Origin of the sequence: Paenibacillus tuaregi (assembly GCF_900086655.1) — a bacterium.
Lineage (GTDB): Bacteria > Bacillota > Bacilli > Paenibacillales > Paenibacillaceae > Fontibacillus > Fontibacillus tuaregi.
Map to the genome: position 1 here is coordinate 5,050,876 of NZ_LT575476.1, position 17,418 is coordinate 5,068,293.

17 protein-coding genes are annotated in these 17,418 nt (G+C 50.3%); 4 read left to right on the top strand and 13 right to left on the bottom strand.

Annotation, left to right across the window (positions count from 1 at the left end):
* Window positions 1-13 precede the first annotated feature (13 nt).
* From BN6628_RS22710 to BN6628_RS22745, 8 genes are all read right to left on the bottom strand, one after another.
* The gene (locus BN6628_RS22710; RefSeq protein ID WP_068620832.1) at window positions 14-982 is read right to left on the bottom strand and encodes an ABC transporter ATP-binding protein; all 969 of its coding nucleotides are present in this window, start codon (window positions 980-982) and stop codon (window positions 14-16) included.
* Window positions 969-1,982, bottom strand: coding sequence for an ABC transporter ATP-binding protein (locus BN6628_RS22715; RefSeq protein ID WP_068620834.1), 1,014 nt, complete (start codon window positions 1,980-1,982; stop codon window positions 969-971). The genes BN6628_RS22710 and BN6628_RS22715 overlap by 14 nt, the downstream gene beginning before the upstream one ends.
* A 30-nt stretch (window positions 1,983-2,012) precedes the next feature.
* Window positions 2,013-2,822 carry an ABC transporter permease gene (locus BN6628_RS22720; RefSeq protein WP_068620836.1) on the bottom strand — a complete coding sequence of 270 codons (810 nt, stop codon included), beginning with the start codon at window positions 2,820-2,822 and terminating at the stop codon, window positions 2,013-2,015.
* 9 nt (window positions 2,823-2,831) lie between these two features.
* Window positions 2,832-3,779: an ABC transporter permease gene (locus tag BN6628_RS22725; RefSeq protein WP_068620837.1), complete on the bottom strand. Its 948-nt coding sequence runs from the start codon at window positions 3,777-3,779 to the stop codon at window positions 2,832-2,834.
* A gap of 43 nt (window positions 3,780-3,822) precedes the next feature.
* Complete coding sequence (locus BN6628_RS22730; RefSeq protein WP_068620839.1) at window positions 3,823-5,400, bottom strand: ABC transporter substrate-binding protein; 1,578 nt, start codon at window positions 5,398-5,400, stop codon at window positions 3,823-3,825.
* Window positions 5,401-5,420: 20 nt separating this feature from the next.
* Window positions 5,421-6,113: an HAD family hydrolase gene (locus tag BN6628_RS22735; protein WP_068620841.1), complete on the bottom strand. Its 693-nt coding sequence runs from the start codon at window positions 6,111-6,113 to the stop codon at window positions 5,421-5,423.
* 89 nt (window positions 6,114-6,202) lie between these two features.
* The gene (locus tag BN6628_RS22740; RefSeq protein ID WP_068620843.1) at window positions 6,203-7,933 is read right to left on the bottom strand and encodes a CocE/NonD family hydrolase; all 1,731 of its coding nucleotides are present in this window, start codon (window positions 7,931-7,933) and stop codon (window positions 6,203-6,205) included.
* The gene (locus tag BN6628_RS22745) at window positions 7,930-8,928 is read right to left on the bottom strand and encodes a P1 family peptidase (protein WP_068620845.1); all 999 of its coding nucleotides are present in this window, start codon (window positions 8,926-8,928) and stop codon (window positions 7,930-7,932) included. Before BN6628_RS22745 ends, BN6628_RS22740 begins: the two co-directional genes overlap by 4 nt.
* Before the next feature lie 360 nt (window positions 8,929-9,288).
* Here BN6628_RS22745 and BN6628_RS22750 point away from each other — a divergent pair, with 360 nt between their 5' ends.
* From BN6628_RS22750 to BN6628_RS22765, 4 genes are all read left to right on the top strand, one after another.
* Window positions 9,289-10,626, top strand: coding sequence for a hypothetical protein (locus BN6628_RS22750; RefSeq protein WP_068620847.1), 1,338 nt, complete (start codon window positions 9,289-9,291; stop codon window positions 10,624-10,626).
* A 184-nt stretch (window positions 10,627-10,810) separates the two neighbouring features.
* Window positions 10,811-11,572, top strand: a complete 762-nt coding sequence (locus tag BN6628_RS22755; RefSeq protein ID WP_235847686.1) for an N-acetylmuramoyl-L-alanine amidase family protein — start codon at window positions 10,811-10,813, stop codon at window positions 11,570-11,572.
* Between the two features lie 172 nt (window positions 11,573-11,744).
* On the top strand, window positions 11,745-12,242 hold the full coding sequence (locus BN6628_RS22760; protein WP_068620851.1) for an RNA polymerase sigma factor: 498 nt from the start codon (window positions 11,745-11,747) through the stop codon (window positions 12,240-12,242).
* On the top strand, window positions 12,235-13,203 hold the full coding sequence (locus tag BN6628_RS22765; protein ID WP_068620853.1) for an anti sigma factor C-terminal domain-containing protein: 969 nt from the start codon (window positions 12,235-12,237) through the stop codon (window positions 13,201-13,203). Before BN6628_RS22760 ends, BN6628_RS22765 begins: the two co-directional genes overlap by 8 nt.
* A gap of 83 nt (window positions 13,204-13,286) precedes the next feature.
* Here BN6628_RS22765 and BN6628_RS22770 read toward each other — a convergent pair whose 3' ends face one another.
* The 5 genes from BN6628_RS22770 to BN6628_RS22790 all read right to left on the bottom strand — a co-directional run bounded on the left by BN6628_RS22770 (window position 13,287) and on the right by BN6628_RS22790 (window position 17,415).
* Window positions 13,287-14,258, bottom strand: coding sequence for a GGDEF domain-containing protein (locus BN6628_RS22770; RefSeq protein ID WP_068620855.1), 972 nt, complete (start codon window positions 14,256-14,258; stop codon window positions 13,287-13,289).
* A gap of 88 nt (window positions 14,259-14,346) precedes the next feature.
* Complete coding sequence (locus tag BN6628_RS22775) at window positions 14,347-15,225, bottom strand: EAL domain-containing protein (RefSeq protein ID WP_068620857.1); 879 nt, start codon at window positions 15,223-15,225, stop codon at window positions 14,347-14,349.
* A 168-nt stretch (window positions 15,226-15,393) separates the two neighbouring features.
* Entirely contained in the window at window positions 15,394-15,972 is a 579-nt protein-coding gene (locus tag BN6628_RS22780) for a GNAT family N-acetyltransferase (protein WP_068620858.1), read from the bottom strand.
* Window positions 15,973-16,003: 31 nt separating this feature from the next.
* A complete protein-coding gene (locus tag BN6628_RS22785) occupies window positions 16,004-16,579 on the bottom strand; it encodes a hypothetical protein (protein WP_068620860.1) in 576 nt (191 codons plus the stop codon).
* The gene (locus BN6628_RS22790; RefSeq protein ID WP_148449309.1) at window positions 16,576-17,415 is read right to left on the bottom strand and encodes a hypothetical protein; all 840 of its coding nucleotides are present in this window, start codon (window positions 17,413-17,415) and stop codon (window positions 16,576-16,578) included. The genes BN6628_RS22785 and BN6628_RS22790 overlap by 4 nt, the downstream gene beginning before the upstream one ends.
* Between the last annotated feature and the right edge of the window lie 3 nt (window positions 17,416-17,418).

Sequence of the window (17,418 nt, forward strand, 5' to 3'; positions counted from 1 at the left end):
TCTCCTGTTACCATTAGCTGTGCAGGTGACACCTCACCAAGTGGCCTTCCCCTCCATGAGTCAGAGCAGGCACCTCCCTGCTACACCTGTCGTATGCATAAGGGCATCGGCTCTGAAAGGAGCAGCCCCCCTGAATCTCCAGCGGATTCGGCAGTTCACCCTGCAAAATAATTCGTTCTCTCTTCACCTCACCCGTCCCGGTGGGAATAGCCGAGATCAGGGCCTGCGTGTAAGGGTGGAGCGGGGACGCGTATAAGGTATCCACATCCGTCAATTCCACGACCTTACCCAAATACATAACCGCAACCCGGTCACTCATATAATGAACCACATTCAGATCATGCGAGATGAACAAATAGGTTAGATCGTACTGACTCTGTAAATCTTTGAGCAGATTCAGAATCTGTGATTGAACCGACACATCCAGGGCCGACACCGGCTCATCCAGGATAAGAAATTCCGGCTCCAGCATCAGCGCTCTGGCGATTCCGATCCGCTGTCTTTGCCCTCCGCTGAGCTCATGGGCATAATGAGCCGAATAAGCCGAATTAAGTCCAATCCGCTCCAGCATCTCATGCACTTTGTATTTTCGCTCTCGCCGTTCCCCAATTCCATGAATGACGAGCGGTTCCTCCAGCAAGGTGCCCAGAGTATGCCTGGGGTTAAGCGATGTGTATGGATCTTGAAACACATATTGAATTTCTCTTCGGACTGCCTTCGATTCTCTGGCGCGAAGCTGTGTAATGTCCCTTCCTTTGTACTTAATCTCCCCGCTGGTTAGCGGGATCAGCCGGGCCGCCAATTGCCCGGTCGTGGATTTCCCGCATCCGCTCTCGCCAACAAGCCCTAGGGTTTCGCCCTTTCGAATCGAGAGGGATACTCCATCCACCGCGCGAAGGACCTGCTTGGCGCGCAAGCCGCCGCCGACCGGATACTGCTTGATGAGGCTGTCTATCTCCACAATATGCTCAACTGACTGCATCAGCTTCAGCTCCCCTCTCTTCCAGTAAAAAGCAGCGTGCGGAATGTGCCCCGCTGACCTGCTTGAGTACAGGGGTTCCTTCAAAGCACTCCCTTGTCGCATGAGCACAACGCGTGCTGAAGCGGCATCCTCCTCTACGCTCTCTTAAGGAAGGCACGGTTCCCTTAATCGAGAACAGGCGCTGATTCTTCTTGCCTGGAGATGGAACCGAACTCATCAGCCCAATGGTGTAAGGGTGCTTCGGGCCGGTAAATATATCATCAACAGGACCTTCTTCAACAATTTGGCCTGCATACATGACAGCAACCCGGTCACACATCTCCAGGATGACCCCAAGATCGTGGGACACCAGAAGAATCGCGGTTCCTTCCTCCTCGCTAATTTGCTTGAGAAGATCCAGAATCTGCGCCTGAATCGTCACATCCAGGGCCGTTGTCGGCTCATCCGCAATGATCAGATCAGGATTGCAGGACAACGCCATTGCGATCATTACGCGCTGCCGCATTCCCCCTGATAGTTGGTGGGGATATTCACCAAGCAGCGTCTCGGGGCGGGACAATCCTACTTTGTGCAGCAGTCTGATTGCGTGCGCCTTTGCCTCTGTCTTGGAGTATTCAAGATGCAGACGGATGCCTTCAATCAACTGCTGCCCAATGGTCAGCGAAGGATTCAGTGAGGTCATCGGGTCCTGGAAGATCATAGCCACCTTCCGACCGCGGATCCGGCGGATCTGTTCCTTGCCCAGCTGATGCACCGGGCTGGCCTCGACCCAGATCTCTCCGCTTCGGATACTCATATTACCGGGAAGCAGACCGAGCACCGACAGCGAAAGTATGCTTTTGCCGCACCCGGATTCACCAACAATACCAACAACTTCCCCGGGACGGACAGATAAGGTTATCCCCTCCAGCACAGGCAGAGTTTCCTTCGGGGATTTGAGGTCAACATCCAAACTGCGGATATCAAGCAGGAGCGCTTGTTCATCTATCTTGTGCGGCATCTGTATTCTCCTTTCCAATTCGTGTCCTCTCTATTTCCTGCGGTCCCGCAGATCGCGAATTCCATCACCCAGCAGATTGAACCCGAGCACCGTCAGTGTAATGAAAATGCCGGGAGCCAGCGTGTACCATGGCGCCTTGCTGATATAACTCTGGGACTCATTCAGCATCCTCCCCCAGCTGGGGTCGGGAGGTTGAACCCCAAGCCCCAGATAACTCAGCGCGGCCTCAATCAGAATCGCTGTGGAGAAGCTGAGGGAGGCCGCCACAATAATGGAGGACAATATATTCGGAAATATATGAGTGACAATCAGCCTTGCATGGCTTGCTCCAAGCCCCTTCGCAGCTTTGACGAATTCAGCCTCCTTGTACTGAAGGAAGCCGCTTCGGATGATGCGGGCAAAGGTAGGAATAGACAGTACCCCAATAGCGATCATGGTCTGAAATAGACTTGGTTTGTAGATGGCGACAAGAATCAAGGCAAGTAGAATTCCGGGGAAGGCCATCAGGGCATCAATAGCACGCATCAATACCTCATCCACCCAGCGGCCAACGTAACCGGCCAATGAGCCGATAATAAAACCTCCTATAACACCTATGCTTACGGCTACAAACCCTACGGCGAACGCCGTACGCGCCCCTTCCATCACCCTGCTCAGAATATCCCGGCCGAAATTATCGGTTCCCAGAAGATGTGCACTTCCGGGTGCTTTAAGCCGGTCCGTAATATTCATATCGTTCACTCCGTAAGGCACATAGAATAAACCGACAATCATAATGATCAGAAGAATCGATACAAGAACAACACCCAGCCATAACGTTAAATTTATTTTGCTATTCATGTCAGACTCCTATTTCAACCGGATTTTGGGATCCAACCACCGATAGGACAGATCGACCACAAAATTAAGTGTGATTACGATAAAAGCAATCAGCACAACCATCCCCTGGATCAATGGATAGTCCCGATTGCTGATCGCTGTAATCAACAAGCGGCCAAATCCGGGCAGAGTAAACACCTGTTCCACCACCAAACTTCCGGCCAGAATCTCGCCAAAATTCATGCCAACGACCGTGATGACAGGAATCAGAGCATTTTTCAGCACATGTTTGAAGTAAATGTTCGATTCCTTCAGGCCCTTGCTGTAAGCGGTCCGCACATAGTCCAGATTCAGCTGTTCCAGCATGGTTGTACGCAAATAGCGGACCACAATGGCAATCTGCGGAATAGCCACGGCTGTAGCAGGTAACAGCAAGGATTTGAACGCCAGCCAAGGGTCCTTCGACCAGGGAACGAATTGGCTGATGGAGAACCATTTCAAGGTCAGACCAAAGATAAGAATCAGCAGAATTCCAGTCCAGAACGACGGGACCGCAAGGCCGAGCTGGGTGCCAATCGAGATAATTAGATCCATAACCCGTCCTCTTGCCCGTGCGGCCAGAATGCCGAGGGGAACGGCAATGACCAGCGTAATGCTCAGAGATATCACCGCGAGTGAGAAAGTTACGGGCAGACGGCTGACAATCATATCAAGAACCGGTTCCGAGAATCGGATCGATTCTCCGAAATCCAGCGTCACAATCCCTTTAATCCAGTTCAGAAATTGCTCGAACAGCGGCAGGTTCGCACCGAGCTTCGCTTGAAGCTCGGCAACCTGCCCAGGTGAAGCCTCCATTCCAAGAATCGCCAGCGCCGGATTACCCGGAATGATCCGGAACGCGGCAAACGATAGAAGAACCACAAAGAATACGGTAAGAAGCAATGTCAATATACGTCTAGTTAAATACAAGATATTCATGATGGCGCATCCCCTTTTGAAGCTTGCTGATTACCAGATATGTCTATTTTGACAAATATAGGGTCGAAATGTCCTGCACGTACAGCGGATACTGCTTGTATCCCTCAATATTTTTCTTGAGAGCCACGTTCAAATTAGGGTCCATAATATAGACGGCTGCGGCATCATTCGTCAGAATTTTCTGAGCTTCCTTATACAGGTCAGCCCGTTTCTCCGGGTCAATCTCCTTGAGTCCCTCTTTCAGCACCTTGTCGTACGCGGGATCACTGAAATTAAAGAAGTTGTTCTTCGAATCAGAGACATACTTGTTAAGAATGTCATTCGGGTCCAATTTGCCATCGAGACCAATAATCGTCATATCATAGTCACGTCCCTGGTAGACTTGGGACAGCCAGACGGCCCACTCTACAGGCACGATTTTGACCTTAATTCCCACCTTGGCAAGCTGCTGCACAATAACCTGTGCCGTGTCCACATGGAATTTATAATTGGATGGAACGGTTAACGTTGTCGAGAAACCGTCCTTGTAGCCAGCTTCAGCCAGCAGACTCTTGGCTTTGTCCAGATTGGTCTTATAGGTATCCTCAAGACCGGCCTCGTAATACTTGGACATAATGGGGCTCATGTTGGACCCAAGCTTCGTTCCTTTTCCAAGGGCAACCCCGTTGATGATTTCGTCTTTGTCAATCGCATAGTTAATGGCCTGGCGGACCTTCAGATCATTGAAAGGCTTACGTGCGATATTGAAGGTCATCAATTGAACAAGATTCTGTGGTGCACTTACCGATTTGAAGTCATCGCCAAGCTCATCCAGCTTCTCCGTACCGATGCGCGGGAAAATATCCGCTTCGCCGGCTTTCAGTGCAAGCAGAGCGGCTTCCTGGTCAGGAATGATGCGGAACTCTACCTTATCCAGCTTCGGAACATCCTTCACATAGTAGTCCGGGTTCTTCTCCAGAACCAGGCGCTGTCCCGGAACGTACTCAACGAACTTGAATGGCCCGGTGCCAATGGGTTTCTTGTTGCTGTCCTGATAATTCTTAGGAATAACGGCTGCAATCAAAGAGGTCAGAAAAGATGCATTGTTCTCCTTCAGCTTGATGACAACAGTGTGATCATCCGGTGTTGTAATACTGTCAATTCCCGCAAAGGCAGGCTGAAGCGGCTTGCCGGTATCCTTGCCGGCCAAACGGTCATACGAATACTTCACATCCTGCGCAGTCAGCGGGTTCCCGTTATGGAATTTAATCCCCTGCCGAAGCTTGAACGTATAGGTAAGACCATCTTTGGAAATTTCATAAGATTCGGCAATTGCCGGGTACACCTCACCTTTCTCGTTTGGCTTGAGCAGCCCCTCATACACATTGAACATCATCTCGGAAGTCCCTGCCGCAACGGCCAGATGAGGGTCCAGATAATCAGGGTCCTGCGGGACAATGACAACAATGCTGCCTCCCTTGGCAGCCTCGGCCGTCTTCCCGGCATCCCCAGTCCCCTTTCCGGTTACTGCGGAAGACGGACTACCTTCAGCCTCGTTTTTGCTACTGCCGCATGCAGAGAGAACTCCAATAAGCAGCACGCTGATCATCATAAATGAAAAAATCCGGTTTCTCTTTTTCATATTTCCCTCCTGAACATAGGTTATCTTTGTATAATTTCCGGTAACTCCTGAATGGACTTAATCGTATGGCCATGCCGGATTTCTTCAATCCCCAGCTGCCCAAAGCGGTTAATCAGCAGGGCTTCCATCCCCACTCTGGAACTGCCAATCACATCATCATAGTAGTTGTCCCCGATATATAAGCTTTCTTCTGGGGTAACCCTTGCAGCGTGCAGGGCTTGTTCGAAAATCTCCTTGTCCGGCTTCTCCACACCCACTTCCGAAGAGATCATTATATGGTCGAAATAATCGAGAAGCTCCAGCTCGTCCAGAAGTGCTCTGGCGCTGTGATCCCAATTGCTGATCAGACCGACTCCAATCGCGTTCTGTTTCAACCATTTAAGCACTTCAGGTGTAAAAGAATATGGAAGCCAGCGCTGCTTCGTACAGTTCTGTAATTCAGCCAACCGGTTTACCTGATCATGCAGATTGAAATGTAATCCGAGTGTGTAATTCAGAACCCCGGTATACCACGCATAGAACGTGGTCATCTCCTTACCCAAAGCTCCGGGATACTGCCTCATAAACAGCTTGTCTGTCAGATGATACGCCCGCTCGATCTCCTCCAAGGGAAGGTCTATTCCCTGCTCAAGAAGAAACTGCTGATAGACGGCCTCCCTCTGCTGATAGACCAGCGTATATCCCAAATCAAACCAAATAAAAGATTTCTTCATGCTCTCCTCCTGATGCACAAAGGCGAATGCTTCGCTTCTCCAGAACCAATTCACACTCTTGCCTGTTGGTAATTCTTAAATTCAACTTCTTAGTTCTTATTCTTGATCCAAGGCAGCAGAACATGGGACGGATACTGCGCCTCATGATAAATCGTCTGGGTTGCTGTCAAAAAGTCTGTCTCCTTAACCTCTCCCGGCTCCTTAAACCGGTTCGGATTGCGGTCAAACGTAGGGAACAGGGAACTCGTAATATCCACACGGATTGCATGTCCCTTAAGGAACACATTAGCCGTGGCTCCCAGTGAAATCTCATACCTGACTACTTCACCCGGAGTCACGGGTTCAGGATGCTCCAGGGAATGACGGAAGCTTGCCCGTACAATGCCTTCGGCTATATTGATTGCCCTGCCATCGGGATACACATCAACCAGCTTCACTACAAAATCGGTATCTTCGGCTGTGGTAGATGCATACAGAACGGCTCCCAAATCCCCGGCTATCGTTAGATCCTCGGTAAGAACCTCTGACGTATAGATAAGAACATCATTCCGGATCTCAATCGGCAGCTGATTCTTAGGCCCCATCGGAGTCAGGTCCGGAACGGCACCTGACCGCCCACCCAATGCGGGAACCGGGATTGAAGGATGGTAGACGTAAATATCAGGATGCTCATCTGACGGCTTGTTCAGATCGAGCCGTCCATCGCCGTTAATGGAATTGGCCCTTGATGTACTGTGCAGATAGAAAGGGGTCTCTTCTGCCTCGGGGAGAGGCCATTGATCTGCCGATTTCCACTTGTTCTCTCCCATAAGGAAATACCTTACGGGCGGCACACCTTCCCAAGCGCCATGATCCTCCTTGAGCCACCGGTTGAACCATTTCAGCTGAATCTGATCGATTCGGTTGACGGCCTCAGGGCCAAAGTCCAGCTCACCGACATATCGTGACCAAGGCATGTGATACCAAGGTTCCAACAGCAGGTATTGATTGTCTCTTGCAGTCTGGGTCCCTCCCCCCTGTCTCACACCAAGGAAATTCTCAATCGTGCCGTCCAGAAAAATGTCGTACCAGCCTCCAAGATGGAGAGCCGGGACCTCAATGGAATTGTAATTCTCTCTCAGAGATTGGGATGCCCAATATTCACCACGGGTGAAGTATTTAAGCCACTCCTGATAATAGGGCGCAAGCTCCTCAGGGAAGGCCTCCTTCAAGGGAAGGGACTTATACAGATTCTGGACAGACGAGGCAAGACTGGACAACGTTTGGGTCCAATCGTCCCGCTGGCTGCGCAGAGCATGATTCTCTCCTATGAACAGGACCCAGGACTGGATCAGGGCAAGGGAGAAGGCTCCGCTGCGGTACGTCTTTCCTTGATATGCGTCACTCCCGATCATGCCTGGAGCAATACAGATTAAATGAGGGGGACGCTCCAAAGCGGCCAGCCACTGAACTGCACCCACATAAGAGAATCCATACATTCCTACCTTCGGAATGACGTGGGGTAGAGCCGCAGCCCATTCAATCGTATCGAACCCATCCTCTCTCTCTTTGCGATAAGGATCGAAATCCCCCTCCGAGGCCCAGCGCCCCCGGGTATCCTGAACCACCACAACATAGCCATGCTGTGCGTACCAGGATGGATGAGCATAATTCATCGTCTGTGCATCTTCCTTGTTGTAAGGAGTCCGCATCAGCAGGACTGGGAACTCCTCCTCCGTATCCGGCCTGTAAATGTCGGCGAAGAGCCTTACCCCATCCCTCATGGGAACGGGAACATTTCGCTCGATCCGAATGTCCCTGACATGATAACGGCCGCTCATACGGATTCCCCCCCTTGTCTTCCGCCTGCCAGATCCCGGTATGCAGGGAGTCCCCCTGCGGATTCAGATGCCTTGACCGCTCGTACAATGGCCGCTGCCACCACCTCTGCTGACAGAGACCCGACAAGGTCTACGGAAGCATCCACACCTCCGGTCGCGGCAGCGAACACGGTATCCCCATCATGCAGGGTATGAACCGGGTAGATCGTGCGGGCTAGCCCGTTCTGGGCCATCTCGGCTACCTTCTTCACCTGGCTCTTGCTGAAATTAGCGTTGCTGGCCACGATAGCCAGTGTCGTATTCGTCCCAGGGGGAACCGGATTGAAAGAGAAGGGCCGCTTCGCCAGCCAGGTGATGCTGTCTTCAAGCTCACCGGCATCTCCAATCGGTCCAGCCAGTACCTCTCCGGTCGCAGGATCACGAACTTCGCCCAGCGCATTGACAGCGGCAACCGCTCCAATCACCAGTCCCCCGGGCAGGCTAATGGATGCGGTGCCTAGTCCACCCTTCATGGCCTTCTCGAAGCCCCCGACCTTGCCGACCGAGGCCCCGCACCCCGCTCCGACGTTGCCCTGCCGGGCTTCAACGTCCGAAGCGAGGCTGGCCGCAAGATAACCCATATTCCGGTCAGGCCGGACAGATGGATCTCCCACGGACAGGTCGAATAACACCGCCGCCGGGACAATAGGCACCACACCGAAGCGGACATCCGCTCCAATTCCTTTCTGCTCCAGGAACTCCATAACTCCGCTTGCCGCATCCAGCCCATAGCTTGAACCACCGCTTAGACAAACGGCATGGACCCGGTCAACCAAGCGGGTCGGTTCAAGCAAGTCGGTCTCCCGCGTCCCGGGAGCAGAGCCGCGGACATCCACACTGCAGACAGCCCCGTCCTCCCAAATAACGACCGTACAGCCAGTCAGGGCTTTCTCATTGTGTGCATGTCCCAATTTCGTCCCCGGCACATCTACAATTGAACCCTTTAACTTCATCATCCTGTGTACCTCCTATGCTGCTTTCATTGCGCATACACTGATCCGAATAAAAAAGGAGATGACACACCTAATAGCAATTAAGTGAAGTCATCTCCGGCGGTCCGGTAAATGTGATTATTCTCATAGACATAGTATGCTTTGATGTGGGACATGTTAGCACAACTTTCAAAGCTTCGTCAATCCGTAATTTTCAAGATTGACAAGCCTTATATCATTGTTTAATATATCCTATAAATCCATAAACTTAACTAATCCTATGAATTTAATAAACATTCTACCAGACAAACTGGAGATATTTCTTTTGCAACAAACAATAGAAATATCTCCTTTTTTTATTTCAATTTACTTGGAGGTACGATAATGTCAACATTACAAAATGGGCAAGAAAATCATGTAAACAATGACCTGCTGCTTGAAGACCTGCTAAATTTCCCTTTGGTTGATGCCTTGTTCGGGAGACGATCCAGACGTTTCTTCTTGGGAGCTGAGATTCCTGACGGACAGCTGGCTTACAAATCGCAACATGAACCCCTCCCGCTTAATGAATTGGAGCGGCTGCTTATTCTGCTTGCAGTTGGGGGCGTAACGGGATGGCACCATTCGGTTACACGTCATGACCGTTATAAACCCCATCTATCCAATTACTCCGGTTCAGCTACAGGCCGGACCTTTCCTTCGGCTGCCGGCTTCCATACGTCTGAAATCTTCTTTACAGACGATTCGGGAACGTATATCTTCAAAACCCGTGATGCGGTTCCCGAAGTCCAGCGTGATGAGAATGGAAGGCTGAGTGTCGAAGAGCTCCTCCGCACCTATAAGAAACACATTCACAAGCTCTCTGACGAGCGTCTGCATATTCCTAATTACGAACCGTACATGGAAGGCCACAATTCCTGGGTAGCGAACAAACCCGGTACACTGCTTGCCTTCCCGGTGGGTGATCTGGCTCAACATACGATCGCTAACCTGTGCTTTTATGTACAGAACGGGCTATGCATATATGATGATGTCAATCAGCGCCAAATCCCGGGCATTGAGCAGTTTAAAGACCTGGTGGATACAGATCATCCGCTTCCGCTCACCTTCCTCGACCAGTATTCATTAGCAGAGCTCTCGGCTGAGCTTGCCACATCCACTTATGCCGGTGCATTGATGCAGCAAGCGTTAGGTCTTGGCGGCTGGATGTTCGACGGAATTGACCGGTTGACTGTGCTAGGGGCCAGCGGAGATCCCGACGTTCCAGGACTTGGCTTCCGTTATGATACCGATAAGCGATGGTCTCTTCCTAACCCTACAGGGCTGGAAGATGTATTTGTCTCCTACACCCCGCCGCACTTCGAGTCTATGAAAGCCGCGGTTGATGCCTTCTGTGACAGGAAGTTTGGACCCGGAGGACCATTCCATCCTGACACTCCGGGCCCTTGGAAGAAGAGTGGCAAAGTCCGTGAAAGTGCGCAAGTACACGATGAGCAATTCCGTGCAGCCGTTACCCTGCAGGCCCAATATGTGTTTGATACCTTCGGTAAATTTCCGGCTACCGTTCCCTCGGTATTCAGCTTAATGTATTTGCAGACCCACCACCTGGATTTGGACTATTACGATAATCTTTTTGGGTCAAATGCTTATCTGAAATCCCATGAGCAGCATCTCGAACGCTATCACAACATCATTAGAAACAATAAGAAGAACGTGAAATAGACGGTTGAATAGTAAAGCGCAAAGCCTGAAGCAGAGTCAGGCCTTGCGTTTTTTTTGATATGAACATGCTGTCTTCATTAGGTTATGCTGAACCTGATTTTTCGTATTTGTTGTTGTATGGATTGTTGTATACTAGATTGGAATGGAAATCTTAACTATCAAGCGATTTAGGAGTGTTCATGCGTTGAAGAAGAATTACACATCTCTACTTGCCATGCTTGCCTTAATGTTTGCTTTCGTCTCCTCTGCCAGTGCTGAAGGTTCTTCCGCAGCGAAGTCCCGGACATCTGAATCCGCTGAGGGGTCACAAGCCAAGAAGCCTTATGTCATTTGCATTGATCCTGGTCATCAGCTTAAGGGCAACAACCAGAAGGAACCGATTGGCCCGGGGGCTGCCGAGAAGAAACCCAAGGTTAGCTCGGGGACACAGGGGGTAGCTACCAAAAAACCGGAATATGTGCTGAATCTGGAGATTTCCTTGAAGCTGAAGAAAGAGCTGGAGAAACGCGGATACAAGGTGGTTATGACCCGCGAGACACATAAGGTGAATTTGAGCAATAAAGAGCGTTCGGATATCGCCAACAACGCCAAGGCTGATCTCTTCATCCGCATTCATGCGGATGGGGACAACTCTCCGAAGACCGCAGGCTTCAGCGTGCTTTATCCGGCTCAAAGCAACAAGTACACGAAAGCCATCTACGCGAAGAGCAAGCTGGCGTCCGAGTATATCCAACAGGAAATGAAGAGTGCAACCAAGGCCAAATCCAGAGGCGTGGTGCCCCGCAGTGATCTGACCGGCTTCAATTGGTCCAAGGTACCGGTCACACTGATCGAGGTTGGATTTATGTCTAATCCGGATGAAGACAAGCGCTTGTCGACCCCCGCTTACCAGGACAAGCTGGTTGCCGGGATTTCTGGCGGAGTGGACAAATATTTTCATAAGTAAGTGATAGTGAATCAAGCAGCTGGATTCATCTATACCTTAGCCTGGCCCGCGCGCTGCGCGGGTTTTTTGCTGTCCAGAAGCCTTAGCTAAATGAACATTTTCGGTAGAAATTTTTCGTGAAGTGTATACTTTCATGCTGCTCCAACGTTATAGAGCCGGGAGGAGGGAAGAGATGAACCCTGCGCAGAGGGAATGGACCCAGAATCAAATGAACAAAATACACAACTATTTGGTAAAGATGGGCGCTTCAAGCGAGGATGCGAAGGATATTGTACAGGACACGTTCTACAAGGCATTCCTGTACTCGGACTCCATTAATACCGAGAAGCTTTCCGCCTGGCTGTTTAGAGTAGCCATTAACGCTTACTATGATCTATGCAGGCGATCTACACGGCTGGCTTCTCTTCCCTCCCCGGAGGAGCTTGTCTCCAAAGAAGGCCTGCCTGAGGAATTGCTCGCGGTCAAGGAAGAAAGCGAGGAAGTGCAGAAAGTGCTGCAGGAATTATCCCCGCTGCACAAGCAAGTGCTTGAACTCAGATACAAACATGAAATGAGCTATAAAGAGATCGGCGAGTCCATGGATTTGAAGCCTAATAACGTGAAGACCTATCTATCACGGGCAAAGAAACAGTTCGCCAAAATATACAGGAGGTCAGGTAAGCATGAATGAGCATGGAAATAAACAACTCCCACAGGAAGAGGCCTTCAATGATGAGTCCGTGAATAAAATATTTCAAAAGGCCAAATGGAGAAGTGTGTTTCGAAATATTCTGATTTCGGGGGTGGTGAGTATATTGGTTTTCTGTGGTGGTTACTTACTGAATTCGTATTTGCTCTCCAAAACCGCTTGGAAGGCAGTAACCCCGCTTGAGCTGAATAAACGAATCACCGGACCTAATTTGTATATGGATAAACCTCAATTCCACTTCAGTCTCCTGAGAGGAACCCTCGAGTATCAAGAATTCAAGATGATCGAGAATCGGGTCATTCCATGGGATGACCACAAAGTCCCCTTCGATATTATTCGCGGCGAAGGCGAAGTACTGCATGGCAGCAGCATGGGTGTTCAGGTTAATGATGGCGGGGATGCCCGGTTCTATAATGACCGCAGCGGGGAACGCCAAATGCTCTTTTACCATCCGTCCGTGAAATATTCAAGTTATTTAAATGATCTTCCATTACTGAATAGGATGCGCGATGACCAGTATATTGAAATGGGACTTTCCTTCGATAAAGGCTATACTCTAAGTCAAGTAGACCGTATGTTGCCGCAGGGCATACATGCCACCTGGTACTGGGCAGACAGCTATAGTCGGGACACTCTGAAGAATGGGGCAGAACCGCTGCGGGCCGAAGAGCTGTACGGGTTTCAAGCCTATACCGAACGTTTATCTGACAGCAACAGGACTACCGAGGAGCAGTTCATAAATAATCTCGAGGCCGTGGCAAAATGCACGAACTCGTATTATGCAGAGAATGCAGGACGAGCGCTTGCTGCGGTTAAATCACACCAGCAATCAGGCATGATTATCGGCGTTGTTGTTACAGGAACGAAGGATCAGCTAAAGACACTTCAGCAGCTCCCTTTCATAAAGGCTGCAACCCTTGGAGCAACAGTAGACATATACTAATTGGGCTGTGGAGCCGATTGCAGCAGCAAGCTAAATGTCTAGAAGAAGCCCTTCCATCTGAAAACGGTCATTTTTTTTGCAGACTAATGTCTCAACACAGATTCAGACTGCTCCCCCTCATTGGTACAGTAGCAGCTGAAACTGTGTTTTTTGCATACTTTTTTGATTCGGGCGGACTCACGAACGATTTCATCAATACTGGCATAGCTGCGCAGTTCATTGGTAACCACCGCGATGGAGATGCTGACGAGCGGGATCGGCTCTACTTGCCCATCCCGGTTCTCGCTCATTACATATTGTCTCTCAAGATCTTTCTCCGTGTAGAAGCTCCGGATGATCTCATCGAACTGTCCAATAATACCCGAGCATAGCTCAGGATAATTGTAATCATTCAGGACTGCAATGAAGTCGTCGCCGCCAATATGTCCAATGAAGCTGTCCAGCCCGGTCACGGTCTCCTTTAGAATAGAGGCTGTAGCTTGGATTAGCTTGTCTCCAGCTTTGAAACCGTAAGTATCGTTATAGGCCTTGAAGTGATCCAGGTCAAAGTACAGCACACTGAACCGGGCTTGTCCCAGGCAGAGTCTTAACCGCTCATCGATGGAGAGATTCCCGGGAAGCCCGGTTAACGGGTTAAGGAATGTAGCGATGGCCGCCTGAATTTCTGCGAAGCTGAGCAGCAAATGGCGGATGCTGACCACCCCGTAGAACTGCCCGTCCCGGGTAACGATGACATAATCATACAGCTCTTCCTCAGGCCTATTCATGGCGAGCTTGCTGACTTCCGTGATATTCTCACTGTAATCCACGATTAGCGGACAGCTGTTCATGACAAGCTCAACCGGACGCCCCATATACAGGTTGTACCCATACAAGGTGCCAATCTGCTGATAGAACCGGGCTCTCATGACCAAGGCAGACGGGCGGCTTCCATCCTGCACAACAACCCCCTGCAGCTTAGGGCTGCTCTTGAAGATTTGATCCACCTTTTCACATTTGGTATTCACATAGACGTGTGGAATTACTTCTGCAATCTCTCCAATTTGGGTAATCATTCTACACCCCCATCGTACACTTTGGTACTCCGTTCATTCTAAATTTCACGAACACAAGATCATGAATTGGACTGCCGGTTCAAGCGCTTCAGTCACAAACAGTCTCATCCCCCACAGGCAGAGCTCCTCGAGTCAGTTCCATGGTGGGTTTTCCCAATGCATATCCCTGCCCCATATGTACTCCCCGGGACCTTAGATACGATAATTCCTCCATATGTTCAATTCCTTCGGCTATAACCCGGGTTCCTGATGTATTCGCGTATTCCAGCAGGATCGTAACGATCTGCTGCTGTACCGGGTTCTGGTGAATTCTATGTGTAAGTGACTTGTCAAGCTTCACATACTCCGGCTTCAGATAGACCAGCGTCTTCAAGCTGTTGTAGCCGGAGCCCGCATCGTCAATAGCAATTCGAAAGCCCCGTTCGCGGTAGGCGGACAGCACTTCGTCATAGGCCTCATAATCTGTGACTGCCTGCTTCTCTGTCAGCTCGAACACGATCTGGCCCGGGGATATCTTATGCTGATCCAGCAGCTCCAGCAGTTCCCCGCTGGCAAAGCTGGTCTCGCTGAGTGCCAGAGGATGCACGTTCATAAAGATTAGCGGAGCCTTGTTCCCCGGCTGCTCTGTTTGCTTTTCCCTGAAGGACTGTAGTGAGACCTCCCGGCAGCCGCGCTCGAACCGGGCGACTTGGCCGGTCTGCTGGCCCACAAAATCATAAAAGTACTCCGTTGTGGGGAACAGTTCCGACACGGGCGGCCTGTTCAATATTTCATAACCCAGGTTCTCCCCCGTCTCCAGGTCCAGAATGGGCTGAAAAAAGGTGGATAACGCCCTGGTTCTCATAATCTGTTGAAAGGCCACAAACTTCCTGTACTCCATCATTTCCTTCTTGCGGGCATGATTAAGGTACCGGAAATAAGTGAACAGACTGCGTAAGTGCAGTCTGGAAGTGGGTTGCTTCGGCATGCTGCTCTCCTGCTTTCTACTGGTCTGAATAGATTCCATTGGCAAATGAGTCCTTTTCTCTATTCATATAGTACAATATGACTAATTCAGGAGATGCCTGCAATTGTAAAGCTAGCATTAAAATTGCGATGGAGGTAGGGAAACCGAGTTATTCGCCGACCTATGTAATTATGCCAAGCCGATTGCACCAGAAGTACTTGGGAACTTGTATCTCATGCAAATAGCCACTTCTCTGCCTAAATCCTCGTTGCTATACAACGACATATCGAGCCCTTCGATTCCAAATCCACACCGCCGATAGAAGTCTATTGCCGGGGCATTCGTGTTCTGCGTCTCCAGCACCACCGCCCTGAATCCTGATCCGCCCGCAGCATCCAGGAAAGTCCGCATCAACCCACTGCCAATGCCTCTGTGCTGATAGGGTTCAGCCACGTGAAAAGAGCTGATGAGCAGTGTATTGTTCCATGTCTGCGGCTCCCCAATTACAGCTCCAGCGAGCCGCCCGTCCATATAAGCCCCCCACGAATGTCCGAGCGTTGCAATCCGGTTATACTCCTCAAGCTCATCCGAGTCATACGGCCATTCTTTGACGTAAGGTTCCGGGAGGGGAACCCGTCTAATCTGTATGGTCATACATTCGGCCGTCCCTGATCGGATGACCTCGTACTTATGATAGGATTTATAGCCGCATGGACCAAGCAGACTCTGGTCCTCGGACGTGTATTGTGTCAACAGCTTAAATTCCAAAACGTCACCTCCGCAGTATATTTAGATTTATCTATCCATATATCTCCCCGGTATACTCTTTGGCAAATTTAAAAAGCAGTCGAACAAACAGCACTTCAACAACAAGGTGAAGGATGCTTGCACCAGTTACCACAAGTATCCATCCATCATCCAGATTAAGCCCAAATGGCCAAAGCAGCAGATGAGCAGAGACGATTATAAAATAGGTGTCCCGGCGTACAGCCGTGCTGTGCCTTAAATCCCGAAGCGAAACTGCCCATGCCGCGACAATCAGCCCGTTAAAGATGCAGTACACCAGAGCCGCATGAAGTATAGACATGAGGCCTGAGTATACCTGATGTATCAAATAAGAAGAGTCAGACACCTCAAAGCCGATGAACAAGCCTGCGGCTTGGCCTGCTACAGATCCGGATACCAGTACTACAGCCATCCACTTAGCTATCCTAAAGAAGCGATTCATCGGGTTGAGGGTGTTCAAGGCCACGAGAACCATGGTGTAACCGATCCAGTCCGGAATCAAGTCAAAGCCTTGAATATGGAGATTGAGCAAGGGAAATACCATTCCCCAGCCCATAAGGCGAAACGCCTGATTGGCACGGTCATTCACGGCTTTTCACCTCCAGCCTGGACAAGCTGCCGAATCTGCTGCCCTGACAAATAAAGCCCCCTGGCTAATGACAGACTTTCTCTTACTTTCTGGCCATCCTTCAACCGGAAGGTGAGCTGCAGCTTGGGTCTATAGTTGGCCAGCTCGATCAGCCTGTCCCTCGGGATATCCCATTGATAGGCAAACGACAGGACTGCCCCTCTCTTAAGAGTTAAGGGCAGCTTAAGGCTGTCTATCGGCTTATCTGACTCCCGAATGTGAAGGTACGACTCCAGAACATCTCTATATGACCAGGTGATCTGCTCGAGAGCCGCATCTTCAGTCAGATTCACCACCTCACTGCCCTTTCCATCTGTAGATCCTGAAGTTGTCAGAGATTGCAGCAGCCGTGTTTCTCTGGTATCCGGTACAATCTCTATCTCCCCAATAGGAAGCCTCACAGACTGCCCGTCATTGTAAATGACGGTGGCCTCATGAATTTGCAGTAGACGGAGACTGCCTCCCTCATCCGCATGCCACTGTGCCGAGGCTGTATTCAGAATCTGATGAGCAAACTCATGAGGACTGCCAGGTGAAATGTCAAACCTCAACCCAGGAAGCTCATCAAGAATAACCTGTGCCACCTTCCGGGAGGCTGACTTGTTCTCCAGATAAGGAAGCTCAATCCGCTCCCCCGATTGGGTGATGGTCATGTACGTTTTAATGAACAGCGGGCCTTTCAGCTGCATGCTCTGATAATATATGACATTCCCGACCCAGCTCGCCACAATCAGCAGCAAGGCGGCAGACAAACCGATAATATGCCTACGTTTGAACAGCTTCCTCAAATCTGGCACTCC